A 24,325-nucleotide genomic window follows, 5' to 3' on the forward strand; every position below is an offset into this window, starting at 1 on the left:
CCTCCCGTGCCCCGTCTCGACCGTCACTCAGGGTTGTCGGCGAGTGACCTCGCCGCCCTGACGCAATGTGCCTGCACCGCGCGCGCGTAGGCGGGTGAAGCGCCCGCCAGACCGCACGACGGGGTGACCACGACGGACTCCGCCAGAGTCCCCGGGGCCAGCCCCAGCCTGCGCCAGAGCTTCCTGACACCCATGACGCTACCGGCAGGGTCTGACAACGGGACGTCGGTGCCCGCCACCACTCCGGCGAAGAGTTTCGTACCGCCTTCGACGGCCTCCCCGATGGCGTCGTCCTCGCGCTCGGTGAGCAACGAGAAATCGAACGACACGCCCGTGGCGCCGGCTCGCCGCAGCAGCCCGAAGGGGACCTCGGGCGCGCAGGAGTGGACGACGACCTCCCCGTCATGGACGGCGAACAGCTCGCGCAGGGTGCCCTCGACGACCTGCCGGTCCACGGCGCGGTAGGTGCGGTAGCCGCTCGCGGACCGCACCCGGCCGAGCAGCACCGACGTCAGGGACGGCTCGTCGAACTGCAGCACGATCTCGGCGCCGGGAATGCGCTTGTGCACGTCGGCCAGGTGCCCGCGCAGTCCCTCGGCCAGCGATCCGGCCAGGTCCCGGCAGGCGCCCGCGTCCTGGAGCACGGCCTCGCCGCCGTGCAGCTCCAGCGCGGCGGCCAGCGTCCACGGGCCGACGGCCTGGACCTTGAGCTTCCCGGTGTAGCCCTGGGTGAACTCTTCCAGGGCGTCGAGGTCCTCGCCGAGCCAGGACCGGGCCCTGCGCGTGTCCCGCCCGGGGCGGTCGCTGATCCGCCAGCCGCTGGGTTCCACGTGCGCGTACATCTCGACCAGCAGCCCGAGGGAGCGGCCGATCATGTCGGCGCCGGGGCCCCGGGCGGGCAGCTCGGCCAGGTACGGGAACTCCTCGAAGGAGCCAGTGACGGTCTTCGCCGCCTCGCGGGCGTCGCCCCCGGGCAGCGAGCCGACGCCGGTGGCGCTCGCGCTCATCGGCCGGGCCTGACGCTCAGGTCGTTGACCTCGGCGTCGCGCGGCAGATCGATGGCCATGACGATGGTCGTCGCCACGGACTCGGGGTCGATCCACCGCGCGGGGTCGTACTCCTTGCCCTCCTGCGAGTGCACCTTGGCCTGCATGGGGCTGGCGGTGCGGCCGGGGTAGACGGAGGTCACGCGGATGCCGTTGGGCTTCTCCTCCTCCCTGAGGGAGTCGGCGAGCGCCTTGAGACCGTGCTTGGAGGCCGCGTACGCGCTCCACTCGGCGTGCGCGTGGAGTCCGGCGCCGGAGTTCACGAAGACGATGTCGGCGTGCGAGGCGCGCAGGGTGGGCAGCAGCAGCCGGGTCACCTCGGCGGGGGCGATCAGGTTCACGTTGAGCTGCTGGTGCCAGGTCGTGGGCCGCAGGTCGCCCACCGGTCCGAGGTCCACGATCCCGGCGATGTGCAGGAGCGAGTCGATCCGCTCGGGGACGGGCTGCTTGGAGAAGGCCCACGAGAGCCGGTCGGGATCGGCCAGGTCGCCGACGAGGGCCCGCGCCCCGGGGTACCGCTCGACGAGCTGCTTGCCGCGTCCGGCGTCGCGGGCGAGGAGGACGAGGTCGTCGCCGCGGGCGTGCAGGCGGGCGGCGACGGCGGCGCCGATGCCGGATCCGGCACCGGTGATCAGGTGAGTAGCCATACCGCCCATGCTCGCACCCGTCAGGTACCGGCGGCCTCGCGGTACGCCGCCTCCATCACGGCGCGGGCGGTGGCGGCCGGACCGGCGCCTACGGCGGGGCCGAAGCCGTCACCGGCCAGGAGGTGCGGGTGCGCCGCGACCAGCGCGGCCCGCGCGTCACGCCGCGGCCCGGCCCAGTGCTCCAGGGCCTCCCCGCACTCCCCCAGCTACCGCTGGGAGGTGCCCCCAGGCCAGCGCGGCGGCGCGGTCGGGCGCGGGCGGGTCGAAGCGGCGGCCGGAGGCCCTGCGGTGCTCGGTCCAGCGGTCCTCCCAGAACTCCACGGTCCAGCCGGGCCAGCGGGCGGCGACGGTCCCGGCGCGGGCGCGTTGCCGTGTTCAGCCACCAGCCGACCCGGCGCCGGCCGGGGTCGACGTGGATCCCGGCGTCGGCGCCCAGCCGGTGGCTTGCGTGGTCGGGGGCGTCGCGGAGCCGGTCCAGCAGGGCGGGACCCTCCTCGACGGGGTGGTCGCCTATGTCGGCGAGGACGTGACAGCGGTGGTGGCCGATGGTGACCACCGCCACCATCGGGTCCGGGTCCGCCAGTTCCTCGTCGCCCGCGTCGAGCGGAGGGCCGGGATACGCCCGGCCGTGGTCGTCGTCCGCCGGGTCGAGCCCGAGGTGGCCGCGCAGGCCGCTCTGGCCGTCGTAGAGCCACCGCACCTCCCAGCCGGGCCAGGCGCGCCGCAGCAGCTCCAGGGCGGCCGGCCGGGTGCGCAGGCCTGTGGCGGGACCTTCCTGGGCGAAGGTCAGCAGGAGCCGGCGGGCGGGGTCGACGAGGACTCCGGCCTCGACGGCGTCGTCCGGGTGTCACCCCTGCTCCCTGCCGTGCCCGGCCAGGAAGGGCAGGACCACCTCGGGCCCGGCGAGCAGGTCGAGGTCCAGTCCGACCGCTCCGTGGGAGGAACGGTGGCGCACCGGCCCGTCGGGGCCGACGATCACGAAGGTGGCGCGGTTGCCCACGGTCAGAGCCCGGCGGCTTCGCGCAGGGCGGCGGCCGTCTTCGAGGCGTCGTAGTCGGCGGGGACGCCCTCGACCAGGATGACCTCGCCCGCGATGTGGTCGGTGCGCAGCGGGATGAGGGCCTGGTAGGCGTCGGAGGCGTACCAGGCGCGGGCCTTGTCGATGTCCGGGAAGCCGATGACGACGACCGTGCCGGGCCAGGGGCCCTCCTTGACCTCGACCTCCTTGCCGTGGACCAGGAAGCGGCCGCCGAAGGGGTCCATGGTGGACTGGATCTCCTCGATGTAGCGCAGGACGTCCTCGTTCATCGTGTCGGGGCGGATGTGTCCGATGGCGTATGCGGTCATGATGGTCTCCCCCTTCAACCGGCCCTCGGATTAGGGCTGTTGACCAGATCCTGTCAGGACGCGACGTCGGAGGCGATTACTCCGGAGGTCATGCCGGAGACGGGGCTGTGCGGCTGGAAGGTGCGGCGGTAGGCGATCGGGGAGATGCCGAGGGCGGTGCGCATGTGCTGGCGCAGGGAGCCCGCGGAGCCGAAGCCGGCCCGGTGGGCGACCAGGTCGACCGGCAGGTCGCTGGACTCCAGCAGGTGCCGGGCCACTTGGAGGCGTTGGGTGGTGAGCCACTGCACCGGGGTCATGCCGACCTCGTCGCGGAAACGCCGGGTGAAGGTGCGCAGGCTCATCCGGGCGTGGGCGGCCAGCTCGCCCAGGGTGATCGGCGAGTCGAGGCGTTCCAGGGCCCAGGCGCGGGTGGCGGTGGTGGTGGCGACGGTGGGTTCGGGGACGGGCCGGTCGATGTACTGGGCCTGCCCGCCGTCGCGCCACGGCGGTACGACGCACACCCGGGCGGCGCGGTTGGCGACGGCGGAGCCGTGGTCGCGGCGGATCAGGTGCAGGCACAGGTCCACCCCGGCGGCGACCCCGGCGGAGGTCAGGACGTCGCCGTCGTCCACGAAGAGGACGTCCTCGTCCACCAGGACGCGGGGGTAGGCCCGCCGGAACTCGGGCGCGAGGTTCCAGTGCGTGGTGGCGGGGCGGCCGTCGAGGAGCCCGGCCGCGGCGAGGACGTACGAGCCGGTGCAGATGGAGACCAGGCGGGTGCCGGGGCGGATCGCTGCGATGGCCGCGGTGACCTCGGGGGGCAGCGGTCCGCCGAGGGCCAGCTCGGGCATGGCGTGCGTGGGCGGGACGATCACGGTGTCGGCGGCGGCGAGGGCTTCGGGGCCCGCGGCGGGCTGGACGGTGAACCCGGCGTCGCTGGGCACGGGGCCGCCGTCGGCGGTGCAGACGGTGACCTCGTACAGGGCCCCGCCTCCTTCGTGCAGGGCGCTGCCGAAGACCCGGGAGGGGATGCCGAGCTCGAAGGGGGGCACGCCGGGCAGCGCCAGGACCGCGACCCGGTGCGGGCGGGGGGCGCTGCGCCGGTCCCGACCCTGGTCGAGGTCCTCCGCCGGCGCCGTCCGCACACTGTCCATGGCCAGATCCTGTCACACAGTGGCCATTCGGCCAATACCACAGGGCTCCCGGGTGTCCGAGTGTGGGACGTGTCGCCGGGAGAACCCGGTATCGGATGGAATCGAATGAAATGAGGCGGACAGGCATGCGCGCGGTGATCGTGAACGGATGGGGCGGCCCCGAGACGCTGGTCGAGCGCGAGGTGGACCGGCCGGAGCCGGGCCTGGGCGAGATCCTCGTACGGGTCCACGCGGCCGGGGTGAACCCCGTCGACTGGAAGACCCGGGCCAGCGGCGCCCTGATCGCCTGGGGCGAGGTCCCGATCGTCGGCTGGGACGTCTCGGGCACCGTCGAGGCGGTCGGGCCGGGCGTGACGCTCCACCGCGTCGGCGACGAGGTGTACGGGATGCCGAGCTTCCCACGGCAGGCCGGCGGATACGCCGAGTACGTGGCGGGGCCGGCGCGGCACTTCGCCCGCAAGCCCGCCTCCCTGGACCACGTGCAGGCGGCCGCGCTGCCGCTGGCGGCGCTGACCGCCTGGCAGGCGCTGGTGGACACCGCCGGGGTGGCGGCCGGGCAGCGGGTGCTGGTGCATGCGGCGGCGGGCGGCGTGGGCCACCTGGCGGTGCAGATCGCCAAGGCGCGCGGGGCGTACGTGATCGGCACCGCGAGCGCGGGCAAGCACGGCCTGCTGCGCGAGCTGGGCGCCGACGAGGTGATCGACTACCGCGAGCAGGACTTCGCCGACGCGGTCTCGGACGTCGACGTGGTGCTGGACGCGCTGGGCGGGGACGTCGCCGTGCGCTCCCTGAAGGTCCTGCGACCGGGCGGACACCTGGTGTCGCTGCCCGGGCCGGACTCCGTCCCGGCCGGGGCGGAATCGGTGAACGCGTCCTGGGTGCTGGTCGAGCCGGACCTCAAGGGCCTGGAGGAGATCGCCGCCCTGGCGGACTCGGGCCGGCTGAAGCCGCTGGTCGACACGGTCCTGCCGCTGGAACAGGCCGCGAAGGCCCACGAGATCGGCGAGCAGGGCCGCACGACCGGCAAGATCGTCCTGACGGTCGTCTAGGCAGAGGCAGAGGCAGAGGTGGAGGCGGACGCGGAGGCCCGGGTGGTCGTGGCGATGGTGGCGGAGCCGACCACGCGGGTGCCGTCGTAGAGCACGATCGCCTGGCCGGGGGCAACGCCGCGGACCGGTTCGGTGAAGGAGACGCGCAGCTCGCCGTCCACGAGCTCGGCGAAGACCTCGGTCTCGCCGCCGTGGGCGCGCAGCTGGGCGGTGTAGGTGCCCGCGGCGGCGGCCGTGGATCCGCACCAGCGGGGGCGGATCGCGGTCAGGGCGCTGACGTCGAGGGCCTCGACGGGGCCGACGGTGACGGTGTTGTTCACCGGGGAGATGTCGAGGACGTAGCGCGGCTTGCCGTCGGCGGCGGGGTGGCCGATGCGCAGGCCCTTGCGCTGGCCGATCGTGAAGCCGAAGGCTCCCTCGTGGGTGCCGACCTTCTCACCGGACTCGTCGACGATGTCGCCCTCGGCCTTGCCGAGGCGGTTCGCGAGGAAGCCCTGGGTGTCGCCGTCGGCGATGAAGCAGATGTCGTGGCTGTCGGGCTTCTTCGCCACGGCCAGGCCCCGCTCCTCGGCCTCGGCGCGGATCTCTTCCTTGGTGGTGAGGGTGTCGCCGAGCGGGAAGAGGGCGTGGGCGAGCTGCTTCTCGTCGAGGACGCCGAGGACGTACGACTGGTCCTTGGCCATGTCCGAGGCGCGGTGCAGCTCGCGCGTTCCGTCCTCGTTCAGGACGACGGTGGCGTAGTGGCCGGTGCAGACGGCGTCGAAGCCGAGGGCGAGGGCCTTGTCGAGCAGCGCCGCGAACTTGATCTTCTCGTTGCAGCGCAGGCAGGGGTTCGGGGTGCGCCCGGCCTCGTACTCGGAGATGAAGTCCTCGACCACGTCCTCGCGGAAGCGCTCGGCGAGGTCCCAGACGTAGAACGGGATGCCGATGACGTCGGCGGCGCGGCGGGCGTCGCGGGAGTCCTCGATGGTGCAGCAGCCGCGGGCGCCGGTCCGGAAGGACTGCGGGTTCGCGGAGAGCGCCAGGTGGACGCCGGTCACGTCGTGCCCGGCTTCGACCGCGCGGGCGGCGGCGACGGCGGAGTCCACGCCGCCGGACATGGCGGCCAGGACGCGAAGGGGGCGGGCGGTACGCGGCAGGTTCTCAGTCATAGCACCGTCCAGAGTACGGGGGAACCGAGCGGGGTCACAGCGCGTTATCGGGGTACGGGGGTGGATCACATGGTCGAGCAGCGGAACGCGGGGAAGAAGGCGCCGAGGAAAGCGCCCGGGAAAGTACCGGAGAAGGCCAACGGGAAGGCGACCGGGAAAGCGCGGGGCCGGACCCGCAGGGCGGTGCTCTTCGGGGGGCTCGGGATCTTCACGGCGGCGGCGATCGCCGGCCATGAGGATCTGCAGCGCGCCTGGTGGCTCCTGCCGGGAGTGGGCAAGCCGCGGAAGGAGGGCGCGGTGGACCATGCGGGCGTGGGCTGGACGGCGGCCTCACCGGTGAACTGGCGGCTGGCGGACCGGCCCGACGACTACCGGGTGGACCGGATCGTCATCCACGTCACGCAGGGCAGCTTCGCGTCCTCGGTGGATGCCTTCAAGAACCCGTGGCACCAGGCGTCGGCGCATTACATAGTCGCCCAGGACGGCCGTGTCGAGCAGATGGTGCGCGAGCTGGACGTCGCCTTTCACGCGGGCAACCGCTCGATGAACGAGCGCAGCGTGGGCATCGAGCACGAGGGCTACGTGGACCGGCCGCAGGACTTCACGGACGCGATGTACGCGGCCTCGGCCCGGCTGGCCGCCGACATCTGCCGGAGGTACGGCATACGTGTGGACCGCACCCACATCCTGGGTCACTCCGAGGTACCGGGGGCCGACCACACGGACCCGGGCCGCCACTGGGACTGGGACCGGTACCTGGGGCTGGTCCGCGCGGAGCTCGCGGCGGCCCCCCGCTAAGCCCCCGCTGAGCCCTGGCTGAGCCCTAGCTGAGGCCTGCCGTACGGGCGCGTTCCACGGCGGGGCCGATGGCGGCGGCCAGCGCGGCGACGTCCTCCTCGGTGGAGGTGTGGCCCAGGGAGAAGCGCAGGGTTCCGCGGGCCAGCTCGGGGTCGGTACCGGCGGCCAGCAGGACGTGGCTCGGCTGGGCCACTCCGGCGGTGCAGGCCGAGCCCGTCGAGCACTCGATGCCCTGGGCGTCGAGCAGGAGCAGCAGGGAGTCGCCCTCGCAGCCGGGGAAGCTGAAGTGGGCATTGGCCGGGAGCCGGTCATCGGGGTCTCCGCCGAGGACGGCGTCCGGCACGGCCGCGCGGACGGCGGCGACCAGCTCGTCCCGCAGTCCGCCGATCTCGGTGGCGAACCGCTCGCGCCGCTCGGCGGCGAGGACGGCGGCGACAGCGAAGGCGGCGATGGCGGGCACGTCGAGGGTGCCGGAGCGGACGTGCCGTTCCTGACCGCCGCCGTGCAGCACGGGGACGGGGCTCTGGTCACGGCCCAGCAGCAGTGCGCCGATGCCGTACGGGCCGCCGACCTTGTGGCCGCTGACGGTCATGGCGGCGAGGCCGCTGCCGCCGAAGGCGACGTCGAGCTGCCCGAAGGCCTGCACGGCGTCGGAGTGCAGCGGGATCCCGTACTCCCCCGCGACGGCGGCCAGTTCACGGACCGGCATGACGGTGCCGATCTCGTTGTTGGCCCACATGACGGTGGCCAGGGCCACGTCGTCGGGGTTGCGCTCGACGGCCTCGCGGAAGGCGTCGGCGTGCACGCGCCCGTAGTGGTCCACCGGCAGGTATTCGACCTGGGCGCCCTCGTGCTCGGCGAGCCAGTGGACCGCGTCGAGCACGGCGTGGTGCTCGACGGGACTGGCCAGGACCCGGGTCCGGGCGGGGTCGGCGTCGCGGCGGGCCCAGTAGAGGCCCTTGACGGCGAGGTTGTCGGCCTCCGTACCGCCGGCGGTGAAGACCACCTCGCTCGGGCGGGCACCGATCGCGTCGGCGAAGGCCTCACGGGCCTCCTCGACGGTGCGGCGGGCCCGGCGGCCGGCGGCGTGCAGGGAGGACGCGTTCCCCGTGGCGGCGAACTGCGCGGTCATCGCCGCGGCGGCCTCCGGCAGCATCGGGGTGGTGGCGGCGTGGTCGAGGTAGGCCATGATCCCCCGATTCTACGAGTGCGCGGGCGCCCTCCCGCGCCGCGGTCCCGTCAGACCGCCCGCTGCGGGCCCGCCGGGGCCCCTCGGGTCCCGCGGGCCCCCGGCGAGGACCGGCGGACGGAGTCCGTCGCCGCGCCCCCGAAGCCCGCCGGGGCCGAGCGGTGCGCGGGGGCGCGTCGGGAAGGAATCAGGACTGGCGCGGGGCGCGGGCCAGCTGGCGGGACTGGGCGACCAGGCGGTCCGCCGAGTCCCAGACCTCGGCGTCCTCCTCCAGGAAACCGCCGGCCAGGTTGCGGGTGGTGATGGCGACCCGCAGCGGGCCCGGAGCCGGGCGGCGGCGGATGTGGGTGGTGAGTTCCACGGTCGGCGCCCAGCCGATCAGGCCCAGGTCGAAGGCGGTGGGCGGCAACGCGTCCACGGCGAGGAGTATGGACAGCGGGTCGGCGTCGCGGCCGTCGGCCAGCTCGAACCAGGCCCGCATCTCACCCTTGCCCGACGGCGCGCCCACGGCCCAGCCAGCGGTCGCGGGGTCCAGCCGCAGCCGCAGCCGGTCGACGATCGCGGAGCTCCCGGGGATGGGGGCCGAGCCGGCTTCGGCGCCGAGGCAGTCCTCATAGGCCGGCATGACGGGCACCGCGGCCACCGTCCGCACGTCGTCCGGCAGGGACGAGAGGTCGCCGTAGGAGGCGAGGACGCGGATGCGCTCGATCTCGGCGCCGCTCTCGTCGTACTGGAACAGCGAGGCCTGGCCGGTCGAGAGGGTGCGGCCGATTCGTACGACCTGCGTGCGGATCACGGCGGGGCCGGGCACCGAGGAGGTCAGGTAGTGCGCGGAGACGGTGAAGGGGTCCGGGTGCGGGAGGGCCGCCGACAGGGCCCGGCCGACCAGGGCCAGCAGGTAGCCGCCGTTGACGGCGGTGATGATCGTCCACCCGGCGGAGAGCTCCGCGTCGTACACCCCGGGCTCGCCCGCGCGCGCGGTGATCGTGGTGTCGCGGTCGAACTCGCTGTCGCCGATGGTTGCCTGGGCAGCTGCGTTTGACATGAAAAGGACCGTACACCGTGAAGCTACTAAGCGGTAGCTTTCTCTTCCTACTGCTCTTCGGCCACCGACGACCGCCGGTTCCAGGCCAGTGGCGCCCGCCAGTGGTAGCGCATGGCGAGGAGCCGCAGGACGAAGGTGGTGATGATCGCGACGGCGGTGGTCGCGGCGTTGAGGACTTCGAAGCCGATGAAGACGGCGATCATCGAGGCGCCGACCACGGCGGGCACGGCGTACATCTCGCGGTCGCGCAGCAGCGAGGGCACCTCGTTGGCGAGTACGTCGCGCAGCACGCCCCCGCCGACCGCCGTGGCCAGCCCGAGCGCGGCGGACGCGGTGAGGCCGAGGCCGTACTCGTACGCCTTGGTGGTGCCCGTCACGCAGAACAGCGCGAGACCGGCCGCGTCGAAGACGTTGATGGCGCGGTTGATCCGCTGCACCTCGGGGTGCAGGAAGAACACGAACCCGGCGGCGATCAGCGGCGTGACGAAGAAGCTGAGCTCACCGAAGGCGGCCGGGGGGACGGCGCCGATGACGAGGTCGCGGAAGAGGCCGCCGCCGAGGGCGGTGACCAGGGCGAGCACGGCGATGCCGAAGACGTCGAAGTTCTTGCGGACGGCGAGCAGGGCGCCCGCGGTGGCGAAGACGAAGATGCCGGCCAGGTCCAGGGCATGCTGGACCCCCGGCGGGAAGAGATCGTGGAACACCGGGCCATTGTCGCTTGCGGCGGGCCCGTCGGGCTCCGGGGCCCGGGCCGGCCGCCTGCGCGTCGGCCGCGGCTCCGCGTCAGGGCCGGGCTGCCCGGCCCCGGTGCTCCGCCCCGGGCCCCGCCCCCGACCGCCGGCGGGGCCGGATTTCGCGCGGCGGCGCAGGAAGGTCCCTCGCCGGGAAAGCAGTGGGCGGGGCCGCGCGCGCCGCGCGCGTTCGGCCCCGCCCACACCCGCGGCCCCTACTCCGAGACCGTGACCACCGCGTCCGCCGCACCCGGCAGGGGCTGGTCGCCCGGAGCCTGGTCGGGGGCGTTCTCCGGGTGGTGGCAGGCCACCTTGTGGCCGGTCTTCAGTTCCAGCACCGGCGGTTCCTGCGTCGTGCAGACCTGCGTCGCCTTCCAGCACCGCGTGTGGAAGCGGCAGCCGCTCGGCGGGGAGATCGGCGAGGGCACGTCGCCCTTGAGCAGGATGCGGCCCGTCGCCGCGCCCCGCCGCCTCGGGTCGGGCACCGGGACGGCCGACAGCAGGGCCTTGGTGTACGGGTGCATCGGGTTCTCGTAGAGCGACTTGCGGTCCGTCAGCTCCACGATCTTGCCGAGGTACATCACCGCGATGCGGTCGGAGACGTGCCGGATGACCGACAGGTCGTGCGCGATGATCACGTACGTCAGGCCCAGCTCCTCCTGGAGGTCGTCCAGCAGGTTCACCACCTGGGCCTGGATCGACACGTCCAGCGCCGAGACCGGCTCGTCGGCGACGACCAGCTTCGGCTTCAGGGCCAGGGCCCGGGCGATGCCGATGCGCTGGCGCTGGCCGCCGGAGAACTCGTGCGGGTAGCGGTTGTAGTGCTCCGGGTTCAGGCCGACCAGCGACAGCAGCCGCTGCACCTCGGCCTTGAGGCCGCCCTCCGGGTTCACCCCCTGCAGCTTGAAGGGGGCGCCGACGATCGTGCCGACCGTGTGCCGGGGATTCAGCGAGCCGTACGGGTCCTGGAAGATCATCTGCACATCACGGCGCAGCGGCCGCATGCCCGCCACGCCGAGGTGCGTGATGTCCTTGCCCTCGAACTCCACCGTTCCGCCGGTCGGTTCCAGCAGCCGCGTGATCAGCCGGCCCATGGTCGACTTGCCGCAGCCGGACTCGCCGACCACGCCCAGCGTCTCACCGCGCCGGACCTCGAAGTCGATCCCGTCGACGGCCTTGACGGCCCCGACCTGCCGGCGCAGCAGCCCCTTGTTGATGGGGAAGTGCTTGACCAGGCCGGTCACCTTCAGCAGCGTTTCCGCGGGCGCCTTCTCGGAGGCCTTGTCGGAGGCCTGCTCGGAGGCCTCCACCGCGCCGGTCTTCTTCATGTCGGTCACAGCTTCGGCGCAATCTCTTCGGTCCAGATCCGGGTCCGCTCCTCCTGCGACATGTGGCAGGCGGACCAGTGCCGGCTGTCGTCCTGGGTCAGCTCGGGCCGCTGGGTGCGGGTGATGCCGCCCTTGGGGATGTCGGCGTACGGACAGCGCGGGTTGAAGGCGCAGCCGCTGGGGATGTTGATGAGGCTGGGCGGCGAGCCCTTGACCGGGATCAGGCGCTCGGTCTGGTCGCGGTCGATGCGCGGCATCGAGCCCAGCAGGCCCCAGGTGTACGGGTGGCGGGGCTCGTAGAAGACCTTCTCGGCGGTGCCCCGCTCGACGCACCGGCCGCCGTACATGACGAGGATGTCGTCGGCCATCTCGGCGACCACGCCGAGGTCGTGCGTGATCATGATGACCGCGGAGCCGAACTCCTTCTGCAGGTCCCGGATCAGGTCCAGGATCTGCGCCTGGACGGTGACGTCCAGGGCGGTGGTCGGCTCGTCCGCGATGAGCAGCTCGGGGTTGTTGACCAGCGCCATCGCGATCATCGCGCGCTGGCGCATACCGCCGGAGAACTCGTGGGGGTACGCGTCCACGCGCCGGTGCGGCTCCGGGATGCCGACGCGGTCGAGCATCTCGACGGCCCGCTTGCGCGCCGTCTTCTTGTCGACGTCCTGGTGGGTCCGGTACGCCTCGATGATCTGCTTGCCGACCGAGTAGTACGGGTGCATCGCGGACAGCGGGTCCTGGAAGACCATCGCCATCTTGCGCCCGCGCAGCTTGCGCACGTGGTCCGCGTCGGCCCGGACGAGGTCCTCGCCGTCGAGCACCACCTCGCCCGAGATGTGCGGACGGCTGCGCGCGTTGCCGGTGCGGTGCAGGCCCATGATCGCCAGCGAGGTCACCGACTTGCCGGAGCCGGACTCGCCCACGATGCCGAGGGTCTTGCCGCGCTCCAGGTCGAAGGAGAGCCCGTCCACGGACTTGACCAGACCGTCGTCGGTCGGGAAGTGCACCTTCAGGTCGCGCACGGAGAGGAAGGCCTCGGACGGCGGGCCGGCCTGCTCGGGCACGAAGGCGGGTCGGCTGGAGGAGGGGGTGTCGGTCACGTCAGCCTCACGCGCGGGTCGATGACGGCGTACAGCAGGTCCACGATCAGGTTGGCCATCACCACGAACAGCGCGGCGATCAGGGTGACTCCCATGATCACGGGGAGGTCGCCGGCGCCGATGGCGGCCACGGCCGCCGTTCCCAGACCCTGGAAGTTGAAGGTCGTCTCGGTGAGCACCGCACCGCCGAGGAGTCCGCCGAGGTCGAGGCCGAACATCGTGACGATCGGGGTGAGCGTGGAGCGCAGGGCGTGCTTGCGGATGACCACGCCCTCCTTGAGGCCCTTGGCGCGGGCCGTGCGGATGTAGTCCTCGCCGAGGACCTCCAGCATCGTGGCGCGGGTGATGCGGGCGTAGGTGGCGGCGAAGAGGAAGGCCAGGGTGACCCAGGGCAGGATCAGGCTGTTGAGCCAGGCTCCCGGATCCTCGGTCAGGGGTTTGTAGTTGGACACGTCCAGCCAGCCGAGGCTGTAGACGAAGATCGCGGGGGCCACCATGCCGGTGAAGAAGATCGGCAGGGAGACACCGGCGAGCGCGCCGACCATAACGGTGCGGTCGATGGCGGTCCGGCGCTTGAGCGCCGAGATCACACCGGTGGCCACACCGGCGATCACCCAGATCACGGCCGCCCCGAGGGCGAGCGAGAGGGTGACCGGCATGCGGTCGATCATCGTCTCCCAGACGGGCGCGTCGGTCTTGAAGGAGTACCCGAAGCACGGCGCCGCACAGTGCGTGACGTCGGTGCCGCCGTCGTAGTCACGGCCGACGAAGATGCCCTTGAGGAAGAGCAGGTACTGCTCGGAGATGGGCTTGTCGAAGCCCATCTTCACGCGGATGCCCGCCAGGGCGGTCTCATTGGTCTCGCGTCCGGCGTACATGAGCGCGGGATCGCTGCCGGTCAGCTTCGGGACCGCGAAGAAGATGCCGAAGGTGACCACGGAGACCACCAGCAGCGTGGCGGCGACGTTGAACAGCCGCCGTATGAGGTAGACGAGCACTGCAGTCGGCCGCCCGGGGCGGGTGGCCGCCGCCCCTTGTGGGGACGGCGGCCACCGCCTGCGGCCTTCACCTGCCCTTCGGACTAGCGCATGTGCGGTGAAGGCACTTACTTACTTGCGTGCTGGGTTGATTCCCTGCACCGGACCGGACTACTTGGCGGCGATGCCCACGGTGGCAAGGTCGATCTTGCCCATGGAGTCGTTGAAGTAGACGTTGGTCAGACGCGGGTTGTGGTAGACGAAGGCCTTGTCGAAGTTGATCGGCAGGTAGAGCGCCTTCTCCATGACCTTCTTGTTGATGTCCGTGTAGAACGGCGCGGCGGCTTCCGGCGTGGCGGCGGAGGCGGCCTTGTCGAAGAGGCCGTTGATCTCCGGGTCGTTCAGCTCGGTGTAGTTGTTGTTGCCGTTCGGCAGGATGAACGATCCGTCGACCAGCGGCTGCATGAAGCCCGAGCCGGAGTTGTAGTCGGCGCCCCAGCCCATGACGATGATGCCGTAGTTCTTCTTCTTCACGTTCTCGGGCGAACCGATCGTGGAGGAGGAGAGCTTGCCGTCGTACTGGTCGATCGTCGCCTTGATGCCGACCTTGGCGAGCGCCGCCTGCAGGGACTCGGCGGTCTTCACCTCGGGGGCGCGGTTGTTGCGCACGGCGATGGTGGTCTCGAAGCCGTCCGCCTTGCCACAGGCCTTGAGGGCCTCCTTGGCCTTGGCCTCCTGCGGCTCGCCCTTCGTCAGACCGAAGGGGTCGTAGGACTTGTCCGAGCCGGGGATGCCGGGCGGCAGCATGTTGGCGCCGAGGTCACCGCTGGTCGGGCCGCCGCGGGCGGTCTGCAGGGACTTCGGGTCGGCCGCGTAGATGACGGCCTTGCGGCACTCGATGTTGTCGAACGGCGCGACCGTCTGCGGGAAGGCGAAGTAGCGGATGTAGCCCGTGAACGGGTTGTCCGCGTTCGCCTTGAGCTTCTCGTCCTTGAGGATCTTGTTCTTCGCGGCCTGCTGGACGCCGGTGCCGTCGACCGCGAGGTCGATGTCGCCCGACAGCAGACGCTGGTCCATGTCGTCCGGGTTCGTCGTCACCGTGAAGGAGACCTTGTCCGGCAGACCCTTGCGGATCGTGTCGGTCTTGGGGTCCCAGTTCTCGTTGCGGACGAAGGTCGCGCCCTTGCCGGCGGTGAAGCTCTCCACCTTGTACGGGCCGGTGGACATCGGCTTGTTGGTGTACGTGGCACCCGTGTCCTTGGCCGCCGGGACCGGCGAGGAGGACGGCATGGCCAGCAGGTAGCTGAAGTCGGAGTTCGCGCTCGCCAGGTTGAAGACGATCGTCTTGTCGTCCGGCGTCTCGACGGACTTCAGACCCATCTTGTCGGGGTCGGTGTCCTTGTACGGGCCCGGGTACTTCTGGCCCTGGTCGAGCACGTCGACCAGGTAGGTCGGGCCGCCGGACAGCACGTCCTGCGCGAAGACGCGCTCGATGCCGTACTTGATGTCCTTCGAGGTGATCGGCGTACCGTCCTCGAACTTCACGCCGTCCTTGAGCTTGAGCGTGTACGTCTTGCCGTCGTTGCTCAGGACCGGCAGGGCCTCGGCGAGGTCCGGGACCAGCTTGGTGCCGTCCTTGCCCGGCTTGCTGTCGTAGGCCAGCAGCTGGCGTATGTACAGGCGCTGCATGTTCCAGACGAAGCCGTAGTAGGCACGCGCCGGGTCGAGGTAGTCGACGTCCTGCGGCGACCAGAGCTTGAGCTCCCCGCCCTTGGCGTCCGACGGGTTCACCATGCCGGTGGTGGCGGCGTTGAACGCGGCGGCACCGGAGCCCTTCCCCTCGGTCTTGCTGCCGTCGTCGCCACCGCACGCGGCGGTCAGCGACAGGGCGGCGATCACGGCGGTGATCGCGAATGCCTGCTTTCTGCGGATCACGGTTGTCCAACCTCCATGGTGGGTGAATCGATGAAGCGCTTCAGTTGCCCTTGGGGTCGAGTGCGTCGCGCAGCCCGTCCCCGAAGAGGTTGAACGCCAGGACGGTGATGAAGATCGTGATACCGGGGACCACCATGTACATGGGGTCGTCCTGGTAGATGGGGACGGCGTCGGACAGCATCTTTCCCCAGGAGGCCGTGGGCGGCTTGACCCCGGCGCCGAGGAAGCTGAGGGCCGCTTCCGTGAGGATGTTGGTCGGGATGATCAGCGTCGCGTAGACGAGGATCGGGGCGACCAGGTTGGGCAGCAGCTCCTTGATCAGGATGTAGCCGCGGCCCGCCCCGAGGCTGCGCGCGGCCTCGACGTACTCGCGCTCCCGCAGGGAGATCGTCTGGCCCCGGACGATGCGGCCGATGTACGGCCAGCCGAAGAAGCCGATGACGACGATCAGCACGCCCATGCGGACGCCGGAGCCCTCGAACCCCCAGAGGGAGTTGGGGACCACGGAGACCAGGGCGATGGTGAACAGGAGCTGCGGGAAGGCCAGCAGCAGGTCCATCGTGCGGCTGATGAGACCGTCGACCCAGCCGCCGAGGAACCCGGCGAGCGCGCCGAGCAGGCTGCCGATGACGACCGACACGAAGGCCGCCAGGAAGGCGACGACCAGCGAGATCCGGGCGCCGAAGACGATCCGGCTGAACACGTCGCGCCCATTGGTGGGTTCGACGCCCAGCAGGAAGTCGGAGCTCATGCCGCCGAAGGAACCGAGCGGCGTGCCCAGGTCCGGGTCGATCAGGTCCTCGTGGAACTCGTTGGGCGGGTGGCCCAGCAGGCTCACGATCTGCGGCGCGAAGAGCGCAACCAGGATCAGGAGGATCACGACCACGCCGCCGGTCAGCGCGACCTTGTCGCGCTTGAGCCGCATCCAGGCGATGCGGCCGGGCGAGCGGCCTTCGATGGCCTTGACAGGGACGTCGGCTACGGACACAGGTGCGGGTGTTTCCGCGCTCGTGTCATGCAGTGGTGCCGTCATCGTGGTGGGGACCCCTCTCGGCCGACTGGTGGCCGGCCCATGCCCGCCGCTGTGGCGGCGTTGGTGCGGAGTGGCGCTCGGAGTGCTTGGGACACACAGGACGCGTGTGAAGTGCAGGAATTGCGGGAATTGCCGTGCCGGACAACAAGCAGAGGTGCACATGCCGAGCCGGGTCTCGGAGGACTGACCGGCTCTTGGGTGGGGAGTCTTCATCGGGCGCTCAAGCGGCCGCCAGACCTGCCGGTGATGTGATGCGCAACCGTGATCTGCGCCTACACCTTCCGTTATCCGAACCGTGAGCCCTGTTGAGCGGTGAAACACCTCCCCTTCGGCGCGGAACGGACATCCGGCCCAACTGCCATTTCAGGAGCGGTACTTGGGTGCAGTCCACGGATACGCCGAAGGCCGCACCGATGGGGTCGGGTGCGGCCTTCGCGACACATGTCTGGATATACGGATGTCTGGGGACCGGGCGGAGCGGTCGGGCGGCGCGGTCGGCGGCGCCGGTCAGTAGGGCGGCGCCTGGCCCTCGCGGTCGTAGAACGGACGGGCCTGCGCGCGCAGCCACATCGCGACGGGGTCGTGCTCGTCCGCCAGCGCGACCGTGCACACCGGGACGCCCTCGGGGACCACGCCGACCGACTGCCGCATCATCTCCCGTACGGATTCCAGCGCGGGCGCGGAGGCGTCGTACAGGTCGAGCCCGACCGCGAGGTACGGGGACCCGAGCGCGGGTTGGACCCAGGCGCGGCGCAGCGACCTGACGGCCGGGGTGCGGTGCGCGTGCTGGGTCAGCAGCCCGTAGAACTGCGGGAGCTCGATGGCGGGCTCGGACAGCCGCAGTGGGCCGGCCGGCATCCGGTCCAGACCGGTCGCGATCCGGCGCAGGTCGGCCCAGGGGATGCCGAGGCCGCCGCCCTGGGCGTGCGGGTTGAGCCACAGGCCCCAGCGGTCCGGATAGAGCGCGCGGGCGATGTCCCGCCCGGTGACCACCTCGTAGCCCCGGTTCCAGCCGCTGGCGGCCAGTTCCTGCGGGGAGGTCACGCAGGGCGCGTACCCGAGGCTCTCGACCTCCATGCCGCCGTACTGGGCGTCCGGGGATCCCGGCTGCCCCTGCCACAGGAGCATCCACAGCCGGCCCTCGGAGAGGGCGTGCAAAAGCGACTCGTAACCCTCATACCGCCCTGGAGTCACCTGGCGCAGCATGTGCTCGACCTGCCCGGCCGCGGCCGTGCCTGACGCACTCACCCGGTACCCCTCTTCGTCCGCCCGTCGTCCACACGTACCAACAGCTTAAGCGGCCCTAGGCGAGGTAGAAGGGGCGTACGCGCTCACGAATCCAGTCCGTGACCGGGTCCTGGGCGGCGTCGAGGAGGATCAACTGGACGGGCCAGGGCGCCGGTACGCGGGCCAGGGCCCGGCCGAGGGCCTCCATCGGGGCGCTGCGCATCCCGGCGTCCCATCCCACCAGGCGGACACCGATGAACAGCTCCGGGTCCGCCCCCTCGACGCTGGCGAGGCAGCGGTGTGCCGCGGCGACCACGCCGGCGGCGCGGAACTCCTCGGCGGCGGCGGCCAGGAAGTCCACCGGGTCCTCCTGCCAGTCGGGCTCGTAGAGCCGTACCCGGCCGCCGGAGGACGGGCCGTCGAGCGGGGTCCGGCCGGTGCGGCACAGCTCCGCGACGGCGGGCGGGGGCAGGGGGACGCCGACCGCGCCCTCGGGGTTGAGCGCGATGCCGAGCTGCGGGGGCAGGCCGCGGGCGAACTCGACGGCCGGGGCCACCGCGAAGTCGGTGCCGGGGCCGACGCAGGCGAGGAACTGGGCCTCGGAGCTGTAGACGGGGACGTACGCCGCCCCGCCGATGTCCATCGTGGGCAGGTCCAGGGCGGCCGAGTCCGGTCCGCCGCCGCCGGGCAGCGGCACCCACACCTGGCTGCGGCCGAGCACCTCCAGGATCCGCCCGCCGGCGTCCGGCTGCCCGAGCGCCGCCCCGAGCACCTGCTCCAGCTCATTCCCCGGCCAGCCGCTGCCCTGCATGTGCGTGTGCCTCCGTTGGTTCCGCGGTTCGTCGTGGCCGAGGTTATCGGCCCGGGTGCGGCGCCGCTGCCGCGGCTCCGCCCCAAGGGCTCAGCCGTGGAACGCGATCCGCGTCAGGGCTGCGGCCGAGCGCCGGTCCAGCAGCGTCACCGAGGCGCAGCCGGGCGGTGGGTGGCCGGCCTCCGCGGCGCGCAGCAGGCGGGTCACCGCTCCCCGGTGGCGGGCGAAGGCGTACGCCGACACCCGGCGCCCCCGCGCCGCCTGCCCGGCCAGGGCTTCGGCGGGGCTGCTGTCCAGCAGGAGCAGGTGCAGCGCCCGGCCCCGGCGGCGCGCGGCCGCCGCGAGCAGGCCCCGTACCCAGCTCTGCGTACCGCAGTCGTGGACGATCACCGAGGCCCCGGAGCGCAGGGTCCGCCACAGGCCCCAGTAGTGGGCGGCGCGCACCAGCGGCCGGTAGACCGCGTACGGCAGCGCGCCCGGCATCCGCAGCTCCCAGCGCTCACGGGCGTCCTGGGAGTCGATGGCCGTGCCCTCGCCCGCCGCCCGCTTGATCAGCGTGCTCTTGCCGCCGCCGGGCAGGCCGGACACCACGACGATGTCCCCCGCGGCGAAGGCCAGCCCGTGCGGGCCTCCCGGCCCCGGTCCGCGGAGGTCGCGTACGGGACCGGCCCGCCCGCTCCGCACGCGCGCACCGCGCTGCGCCGGCACCGCGTCCACGGTCGCCGCGGCCGCCGCACTCACGAATCTCCGCACAGTGATCGCCTCCCCCGAATCGGGTCGCCAGGACCCTTGCCCACTGAGTGTAAAGAGACGGTAATCCGGCAGCGCCGGTTCCGGTCCGGCCGCTCGGGCACCGCACGAACTTTCGGGGGCCCACCCCCGATCACCGCGGTGGCGTGCAATGATGTGCGCCATCTGGACCAACTGCATACCGGCCGCTTGAATCCGCGCGGGAGAGTCCCGGCACGCCGCAAGGCCGTGCACGGGCGCCGAAGGAGCAAGAACCTCCCTTGAATCTCTCAGGCCCCGTACCGCGTGGATGAGGCAGATCTGAAAAGCGAGCTGTACGACAGCTCCACCCAAGGTGCAAGCCGAGGATCCCGGGCAACCAGGAACTCTCGGCGAACCTCTCAGGTTCCGATGACAGATGGGGAGGACCCTCCTCGTCATGTCATGCCCTGGGACTCGGGAGCCACACCCATGAGCACTGCCCCCCGTCTGACCGCCCTCGATGCGCTGCACCGTTCCCTCGGTGCGACCATGACCGACTTCGCGGGCTGGGACATGCCGCTGCGGTACGCGAGCGAGCGCGACGAGCACAACGCCGTACGCACCAAGGCCGGCCTCTTCGACCTGTCCCACATGGGCGAGATCACGCTGACCGGCCCGGAGGCCGTCAAGGCCCTGGACTACGCGCTGGTCGGCAACATCTCCACCGTCGGCGTCGGCCGCGCCCGCTACACGCACATCTGCCAGGCGGACGGCGGCATCGTCGACGACCTGATCGTCTACCGCCTCGGCGAGACCGAGTACATGGTCGTCGCCAACGCCTCCAACGCCCAGGTCGTCCTCGACGCCCTGACCGAGCGCGCCGCCGGCTTCGACACCGAGGTCCGTGACGACCGCGACGCGTACGCGCTCATCGCCGTCCAGGGCCCGGAGTCCCCCGGCATCCTCGCCTCGCTCACCGACGCCGACCTGGACGGGCTCAAGTACTACGCCGGTCTGCCGGGCACGGTGGCCGGGGTGCCGGCGCTGATCGCCCGTACGGGCTACACCGGTGAGGACGGCTTCGAGCTGTTCGTCTCCCCCGAGCACGCCGTGGAGCTGTGGCAGGCGCTGACCAAGGCGGGCGAGGGCGTCGGCCTGGTCCCGGCCGGGCTGTCCTGCCGCGACACGCTGCGCCTGGAGGCGGGCATGCCGCTGTACGGGCACGAGCTGACCACCTCCCTCACCCCGTTCGACGCGGGGCTGGGCCGGGTCGTGAAGTTCGAGAAGGAGGGGGACTTCGTCGGCCGCGCCGCACTGGAGGCCGCCGCCGAGCGCGCCGCCACGAACCCGCCGCGCAAGCTGGTCGGCCTGATCGCCGAGGGCCGCCGCGTCCCGCGCGCCGGTTTCCCGGTCGTGGCCGACGGACAGGTCATCGGCGAGGTCACCTCCGGCGCCCCGTCCCCGACGCTCGGCAAGCCGATCGCGATGGCGTACGTGGACGCGGCGCACGCCGCGCCCGGCACCTCCGGCGTCGGCGTCGACATTCGCGGTACGCATGAGCCGTACGAGGTCGTGGCCCTGCCCTTCTACAAGCGGCAGAAGTAACACTTCACACGACCCGGCGTGCAGGCGGTCGTACGGACATCCGTGCGGCGCCGTCTCAGTACCCAAGACCACTGTTCGTATCCACTCCCCCGCATCCAGGAGAATCAGGTCATGAGCACCCCCCAGCAGCTGCGTTACACCAAGGAGCACGAGTGGCTGTCGGACGCCGTGGACGGCGTTTCGACGGTCGGCATCACGGAGTTCGCGGCCAACGCGCTCGGTGACGTCGTCTACGCCCAGCTCCCCGAGGTCGGCGAGACCGTCACCGAGGGCGAGACCTGCGGCGAGCTGGAGTCGACGAAGTCGGTCAGCGACCTGTACTCCCCCGTCTCCGGCGAGATCGTCGAGTTCAACCAGGACGTCGTCGACGACCCGGCCCTGGTGAACTCCGCTCCCTTCGAGGGCGGCTGGCTGTTCAAGGTGCGCATCTCGGAGGAGCCCAAGGACGCGCTCTCCGCCGAGGAGTACACCAAGCTCACCGCCGGTAACTGACCCCAGGGGATCCTGATGTCCGTACTGAACACCCCTCTCCACGAGCTCGACCCCGACGTCGCCGCAGCCGTCGACGCCGAGCTCGTGCGCCAGCAGTCCACCCTCGAAATGATCGCGTCGGAGAACTTCGCTCCGATCGCCGTCATGGAGGCCCAGGGCTCGGTCCTCACCAACAAGTACGCCGAGGGCTACCCCGGCCGCCGCTACTACGGCGGGTGCGAGCACGTCGACGTGGTCGAGCAGATCGCGATCGACCGCATCAAGGCGCTGTTCGGCGCCGAGCACGCGAACGTGCAGCCCCACTCCGGTGCGCAGGCGAACGCCGCCGCGATGTTCGCGCTGCTGAAGCCGGGCGACACGATCATGGGCCTGAACCTGGCCCACGGCGGTCACCTGACCCACGGCATGAAGATCAACTTCTCCGGCAAGCTCTACAACGTGGTCCCGTACCACGTCGACGAGACCGGCCAGGTCGACATGGCCGAGGTCGAGCGCCTCGCCAAGGAGTCCAAGCCGCAGCTGATCGTCGCCGGCTGGTCCGCCTACCCGCGCCAGCTGGACTTCGCCGCCTTCCGCCGCATCGCGGACGAGGTCGGCGCGTACCTGATGGTCGACATGGCGCACTTCGCGGGCCTGGTCGCCGCGGGCCTGCACCCGAACCCGGTGCCGCACGCCCACGTCGTCACCACCACCACGCACAAGACCCTCGGCGGTCCGCGCGGCGGTGTCATCCTGTCGACGCAGGAGCTGGCCAAGAAGATCAACTCCGCGGTCTTCCCGGGTCAGCAGGGCGGCCCGCTGGAGCACGTGATCGCGGCCAAGGCGGTCTCCTTCAAGATCGCCGCCTCGCCCGAGTTCAAGGAGCGCCAGGAGCGCACCCTGGAGGGCGCGAAGATCCTCGCCGCCCGCCTGGTCCAGGACGACGTCAAGGCCGTGGGTGTGGACGTCCTCACCGGCGGCACCGACGTGCACCTGGTCCTGGTCGACCTGCGCAACTCCGAGCTGGACGGCCAGCAGGCCGAGGACCGCCTCCACGAGGTCGGGATCACGGTCAACCGCAACGCCATCCCGAACGACCCGCGGCCCCCGATGGTCACCTCGGGTCTGCGGATCGGTACGCCGGCCCTCGCCACCCGCGGGTTCGACGCCGAGGCCTTCACCGAGGTCGCCGAGATCATCGCGCAGGCGCTGAAGCCGACGTACGACTCCGAGGGCCTCAAGGCGCGCGTCTCGGCGCTCGCCGCGAAGTTCCCGCTGTACCCGTCGCTCTAGTCAGCACTGGGGAGGGGCCCGGCCTGCTTGTGCACAGGCCGGGCCCTTCCCATGACCGGCCCTTCCCATGACCGGGGACGGGGCGGATACGGCTCGCGGCCACACGGGCCGGTGCCTGCGGGAACGTGAGCGACACCCGCGCGACCCCCCTCCGCCCCTTTCCGGCGGACGAGCCGTTCATTTCACCGCGATAAGCTCGTCTGCGGGACAAAATCCGAACAATCCACCCCTCCCGCCCCCTCCCGCCCCACGAGCAGACAAGGGAGTCCGCCAGTGGCCATCTCCGTCTTCGACCTCTTCTCCATCGGCATCGGCCCGTCCTCCTCCCACACGGTCGGCCCGATGCGTGCCGCGCGCATGTTCGTGATGCGGCTGAAGAAGGACGGTGTCCTCGCCCAGACCGCGTCCGTCCGCGCCGAGCTCTTCGGCTCCCTCGGCGCGACCGGCCACGGCCACGGCACTCCCAAGGCGGTCCTGCTGGGCCTGGAGGGCCACTCCCCCCGCACGGTGAACGTCGAGACCGCCGACGACGAGGTCGAGCGCATCCGCAAGAGCGGCCGCCTGCGCCTGCTCGGCACGGAGATAGGCGACGGGCACGAGATCGCCTTCGACGAGCCGAACCAGCTGATCCTGCACCGTCGGCGCTCCCTGCCGTACCACGCGAACGGCATGACGCTCTTCGCGTACGACGAGAGCGGCACCCCGCTGCTGGAGAAGACCTACTACTCGGTCGGCGGCGGCTTCGTCGTGGACGAGGACGCGGTCGGCGAGGACCGGATCAAGCTCGACGACACGGTGCTGAAGTACCCCTTCCGTTCCGGCGACGAGATGCTGCGCCTGGCGAACGAGACCGGCCTGTCGATCTCCTCCCTCATGCTGGAGAACGAGAAGGCCTGGCGCACCGAGGACGAGATCCGCGAGGGCCTGCTGGAGATCTGGCGCGTCATGCAGTCCTGCGTCGCGCGCGGCATGTCCCGCGAGGGCATCCTCCCGGGCGGTCTGCGCGTCAAGCGCCGCGCCGCCTCCACGGCGCGCCAGCTGCGCACCGAGGGCGACCCGATGATGCACCGCAGCGAGTGGACGACGATCTACGCGATGGCGGTCAACGAGGAGAACGCGGCGGGCGGCCGGGTCGTCACCGCGCCCACCAACGGCGCGGCCGGGGTGCTGCCCGCCGTCCTGCACTACTACACGAACTTCGTGCCGGGCGCGGACGAGGACGGCGTGGTCCGCTTCCTCCTCGCCGCGGGCGCGATCGGCATGCTCTTCAAGGAGAACGCCTCGATCTCCGGCGCCGAGGTCGGCTGCCAGGGCGAGGTGGGCTCGGCCTGCTCGATGGCGGCCGGCGCCCTCGCCGAGGTCCTGGGCGGCACCCCGGAGCAGGTCGAGAACGCGGCCGAGATCGGCATGGAGCACAACCTGGGCCTGACCTGCGACCCGGTCGGCGGCCTCGTCCAGATCCCCTGCATCGAGCGCAACGGCATGGCGGCGGTGAAGGCCGTCACGGCGGCCAAGATGGCCATGCGCGGCGACGGCAGCCACAAGGTCTCCCTCGACAAGGTCATCAAGACCATGAAGGAGACCGGTGCGGACATGAAGGTCAAGTACAAGGAGACCGCCCGCGGCGGCCTCGCGGTCAACGTCATCGAGTGCTGATCCACCGCAGGTGACGAGCGGGGCCCGGCGCACGCGCCGGGC

At 71.6% G+C, this 24,325-nt stretch carries 23 protein-coding genes and 1 riboswitch; of the genes, 7 read left to right on the forward strand and 16 right to left on the reverse strand.

Annotated features, from left to right (window positions below; all coding sequences use genetic code 11):
- Positions 1-23: 23 nt before the first annotated feature.
- On the reverse strand, positions 24-1,007 hold the full coding sequence (locus ACFCZ1_RS27755; protein ID WP_376681005.1) for a methionine synthase: 984 nt from the start codon (positions 1,005-1,007) through the stop codon (positions 24-26).
- Positions 1,004-1,693 (reverse strand): SDR family oxidoreductase, encoded by a 690-nt coding sequence (locus tag ACFCZ1_RS27760; protein ID WP_376681006.1) that lies wholly within the window; start codon positions 1,691-1,693, stop codon positions 1,004-1,006. The genes ACFCZ1_RS27755 and ACFCZ1_RS27760 overlap by 4 nt, the downstream gene beginning before the upstream one ends.
- Positions 1,694-2,105: 412 nt before the next feature.
- Here ACFCZ1_RS27760 and ACFCZ1_RS27765 point away from each other — a divergent pair, with 412 nt between their 5' ends.
- Positions 2,106-2,747 (forward strand): hypothetical protein, encoded by a 642-nt coding sequence (locus ACFCZ1_RS27765; protein WP_376681007.1) that lies wholly within the window; start codon positions 2,106-2,108, stop codon positions 2,745-2,747.
- Here ACFCZ1_RS27765 and ACFCZ1_RS27770 read toward each other — a convergent pair.
- Both ACFCZ1_RS27770 and ACFCZ1_RS27775 read right to left on the reverse strand, forming a co-directional pair.
- Positions 2,696-3,040 (reverse strand): DUF1330 domain-containing protein, encoded by a 345-nt coding sequence (locus ACFCZ1_RS27770; protein WP_376681008.1) that lies wholly within the window; start codon positions 3,038-3,040, stop codon positions 2,696-2,698. The two genes, ACFCZ1_RS27765 and ACFCZ1_RS27770, sit on opposite strands and share 52 nt — an antisense overlap.
- Before the next feature lie 53 nt (positions 3,041-3,093).
- Positions 3,094-4,173 (reverse strand): GlxA family transcriptional regulator, encoded by a 1,080-nt coding sequence (locus ACFCZ1_RS27775; RefSeq protein ID WP_376681009.1) that lies wholly within the window; start codon positions 4,171-4,173, stop codon positions 3,094-3,096.
- Between the two features lie 125 nt (positions 4,174-4,298).
- On the opposite strand from ACFCZ1_RS27775, the gene ACFCZ1_RS27780 reads away from it, so the two are divergent.
- A complete protein-coding gene (locus tag ACFCZ1_RS27780) occupies positions 4,299-5,222 on the forward strand; it encodes an NADP-dependent oxidoreductase (RefSeq protein WP_376681010.1) in 924 nt (307 codons plus the stop codon).
- Here ACFCZ1_RS27780 and mnmA read toward each other — a convergent pair.
- Positions 5,219-6,373, reverse strand: a complete 1,155-nt coding sequence (mnmA, locus tag ACFCZ1_RS27785) for a tRNA 2-thiouridine(34) synthase MnmA (protein WP_376681011.1) — start codon at positions 6,371-6,373, stop codon at positions 5,219-5,221. The two genes, ACFCZ1_RS27780 and mnmA, sit on opposite strands and share 4 nt — an antisense overlap.
- A gap of 69 nt (positions 6,374-6,442) precedes the next feature.
- Here mnmA and ACFCZ1_RS27790 point away from each other — a divergent pair, with 69 nt between their 5' ends.
- Positions 6,443-7,171, forward strand: coding sequence for an N-acetylmuramoyl-L-alanine amidase (locus tag ACFCZ1_RS27790; RefSeq protein WP_376681012.1), 729 nt, complete (start codon positions 6,443-6,445; stop codon positions 7,169-7,171).
- A gap of 25 nt (positions 7,172-7,196) precedes the next feature.
- Here the strand turns inward: ACFCZ1_RS27790 and ACFCZ1_RS27795 are convergent, their stop codons facing one another.
- From ACFCZ1_RS27795 to ACFCZ1_RS27845, 11 genes are all read right to left on the reverse strand, one after another.
- On the reverse strand, positions 7,197-8,360 hold the full coding sequence (locus ACFCZ1_RS27795) for a cysteine desulfurase family protein (RefSeq protein ID WP_376681013.1): 1,164 nt from the start codon (positions 8,358-8,360) through the stop codon (positions 7,197-7,199).
- Between the two features lie 187 nt (positions 8,361-8,547).
- On the reverse strand, positions 8,548-9,405 hold the full coding sequence (locus ACFCZ1_RS27800; RefSeq protein WP_376681014.1) for a thioesterase family protein: 858 nt from the start codon (positions 9,403-9,405) through the stop codon (positions 8,548-8,550).
- A 47-nt stretch (positions 9,406-9,452) separates the two neighbouring features.
- On the reverse strand, positions 9,453-10,109 hold the full coding sequence (locus ACFCZ1_RS27805; RefSeq protein ID WP_376681015.1) for a trimeric intracellular cation channel family protein: 657 nt from the start codon (positions 10,107-10,109) through the stop codon (positions 9,453-9,455).
- 242 nt (positions 10,110-10,351) lie between these two features.
- Complete coding sequence (locus ACFCZ1_RS27810; RefSeq protein WP_376681016.1) at positions 10,352-11,473, reverse strand: ABC transporter ATP-binding protein; 1,122 nt, start codon at positions 11,471-11,473, stop codon at positions 10,352-10,354.
- Complete coding sequence (locus ACFCZ1_RS27815) at positions 11,470-12,564, reverse strand: ABC transporter ATP-binding protein (RefSeq protein ID WP_376681017.1); 1,095 nt, start codon at positions 12,562-12,564, stop codon at positions 11,470-11,472. The genes ACFCZ1_RS27810 and ACFCZ1_RS27815 overlap by 4 nt, the downstream gene beginning before the upstream one ends.
- Positions 12,561-13,562, reverse strand: a complete 1,002-nt coding sequence (locus ACFCZ1_RS27820) for an ABC transporter permease (RefSeq protein WP_376681018.1) — start codon at positions 13,560-13,562, stop codon at positions 12,561-12,563. The genes ACFCZ1_RS27815 and ACFCZ1_RS27820 overlap by 4 nt, the downstream gene beginning before the upstream one ends.
- A gap of 150 nt (positions 13,563-13,712) precedes the next feature.
- On the reverse strand, positions 13,713-15,476 hold the full coding sequence (locus ACFCZ1_RS27825; RefSeq protein WP_376681019.1) for an ABC transporter substrate-binding protein: 1,764 nt from the start codon (positions 15,474-15,476) through the stop codon (positions 13,713-13,715).
- Positions 15,477-15,516: 40 nt separating this feature from the next.
- Positions 15,517-16,509, reverse strand: coding sequence for an ABC transporter permease (locus ACFCZ1_RS27830; protein ID WP_376681020.1), 993 nt, complete (start codon positions 16,507-16,509; stop codon positions 15,517-15,519).
- Between the two features lie 507 nt (positions 16,510-17,016).
- On the reverse strand, positions 17,017-17,757 hold the full coding sequence (locus tag ACFCZ1_RS27835) for an enhanced serine sensitivity protein SseB C-terminal domain-containing protein (RefSeq protein ID WP_376681021.1): 741 nt from the start codon (positions 17,755-17,757) through the stop codon (positions 17,017-17,019).
- A 55-nt stretch (positions 17,758-17,812) separates the two neighbouring features.
- Positions 17,813-18,547, reverse strand: a complete 735-nt coding sequence (locus tag ACFCZ1_RS27840) for an enhanced serine sensitivity protein SseB (RefSeq protein WP_376681022.1) — start codon at positions 18,545-18,547, stop codon at positions 17,813-17,815.
- 90 nt (positions 18,548-18,637) lie between these two features.
- Positions 18,638-19,288 (reverse strand): AAA family ATPase, encoded by a 651-nt coding sequence (locus ACFCZ1_RS27845; protein WP_376681023.1) that lies wholly within the window; start codon positions 19,286-19,288, stop codon positions 18,638-18,640.
- Between the two features lie 199 nt (positions 19,289-19,487).
- Positions 19,488-19,591, forward strand: a riboswitch (glycine riboswitch).
- Positions 19,592-19,747: 156 nt separating this feature from the next.
- On the opposite strand from ACFCZ1_RS27845, the gene gcvT reads away from it, so the two are divergent.
- The 4 genes from gcvT (at position 19,748) to ACFCZ1_RS27865 (ending at position 24,283) form a co-directional block, all read left to right on the forward strand.
- Positions 19,748-20,863 carry a glycine cleavage system aminomethyltransferase GcvT gene (gcvT, locus tag ACFCZ1_RS27850; protein ID WP_376681024.1) on the forward strand — a complete coding sequence of 372 codons (1,116 nt, stop codon included), beginning with the start codon at positions 19,748-19,750 and terminating at the stop codon, positions 20,861-20,863.
- Between the two features lie 111 nt (positions 20,864-20,974).
- Positions 20,975-21,355: a glycine cleavage system protein GcvH gene (gene gcvH, locus ACFCZ1_RS27855; protein WP_362405118.1), complete on the forward strand. Its 381-nt coding sequence runs from the start codon at positions 20,975-20,977 to the stop codon at positions 21,353-21,355.
- A gap of 15 nt (positions 21,356-21,370) precedes the next feature.
- Positions 21,371-22,627, forward strand: a complete 1,257-nt coding sequence (gene glyA / locus ACFCZ1_RS27860; protein ID WP_376681025.1) for a serine hydroxymethyltransferase — start codon at positions 21,371-21,373, stop codon at positions 22,625-22,627.
- Between the two features lie 273 nt (positions 22,628-22,900).
- A complete protein-coding gene (locus ACFCZ1_RS27865; RefSeq protein WP_376681026.1) occupies positions 22,901-24,283 on the forward strand; it encodes an L-serine ammonia-lyase in 1,383 nt (460 codons plus the stop codon).
- Positions 24,284-24,325 lie beyond the last annotated feature (42 nt).

The organism is Streptomyces sp. NPDC056224, assembly GCF_042267665.1.
In the GTDB taxonomy this organism is placed as follows: domain Bacteria; phylum Actinomycetota; class Actinomycetes; order Streptomycetales; family Streptomycetaceae; genus Streptomyces.

What these genes read in the sequence shown, in the direction of transcription:
- ACFCZ1_RS27755 (WP_376681005.1), bottom strand. Translation starts at nt 1,007, where the DNA reads ATGAGCGCGAGCGCCACCGGCGTCGGCTCGCTGCCCGGGGGCGACGCC.
- ACFCZ1_RS27760 (WP_376681006.1), bottom strand. Translation starts at nt 1,693, where the DNA reads ATGGCTACTCACCTGATCACCGGTGCCGGATCCGGCATCGGCGCCGCC.
- ACFCZ1_RS27770 (WP_376681008.1), bottom strand. Translation starts at nt 3,040, where the DNA reads ATGACCGCATACGCCATCGGACACATCCGCCCCGACACGATGAACGAG.
- ACFCZ1_RS27775 (WP_376681009.1), bottom strand. Translation starts at nt 4,173, where the DNA reads ATGGACAGTGTGCGGACGGCGCCGGCGGAGGACCTCGACCAGGGTCGG.
- ACFCZ1_RS27780 (WP_376681010.1), top strand. Translation starts at nt 4,299, where the DNA reads ATGCGCGCGGTGATCGTGAACGGATGGGGCGGCCCCGAGACGCTGGTC.
- mnmA (WP_376681011.1), bottom strand. Translation starts at nt 6,373, where the DNA reads ATGACTGAGAACCTGCCGCGTACCGCCCGCCCCCTTCGCGTCCTGGCC.
- ACFCZ1_RS27790 (WP_376681012.1), top strand. Translation starts at nt 6,443, where the DNA reads ATGGTCGAGCAGCGGAACGCGGGGAAGAAGGCGCCGAGGAAAGCGCCC.
- ACFCZ1_RS27795 (WP_376681013.1), bottom strand. Translation starts at nt 8,360, where the DNA reads ATGGCCTACCTCGACCACGCCGCCACCACCCCGATGCTGCCGGAGGCC.
- ACFCZ1_RS27800 (WP_376681014.1), bottom strand. Translation starts at nt 9,405, where the DNA reads ATGTCAAACGCAGCTGCCCAGGCAACCATCGGCGACAGCGAGTTCGAC.
- ACFCZ1_RS27830 (WP_376681020.1), bottom strand. Translation starts at nt 16,509, where the DNA reads ATGACGGCACCACTGCATGACACGAGCGCGGAAACACCCGCACCTGTG.
- ACFCZ1_RS27840 (WP_376681022.1), bottom strand. Translation starts at nt 18,547, where the DNA reads ATGCAGGGCAGCGGCTGGCCGGGGAATGAGCTGGAGCAGGTGCTCGGG.
- gcvT (WP_376681024.1), top strand. Translation starts at nt 19,748, where the DNA reads ATGAGCACTGCCCCCCGTCTGACCGCCCTCGATGCGCTGCACCGTTCC.
- gcvH (WP_362405118.1), top strand. Translation starts at nt 20,975, where the DNA reads ATGAGCACCCCCCAGCAGCTGCGTTACACCAAGGAGCACGAGTGGCTG.
- glyA (WP_376681025.1), top strand. Translation starts at nt 21,371, where the DNA reads ATGTCCGTACTGAACACCCCTCTCCACGAGCTCGACCCCGACGTCGCC.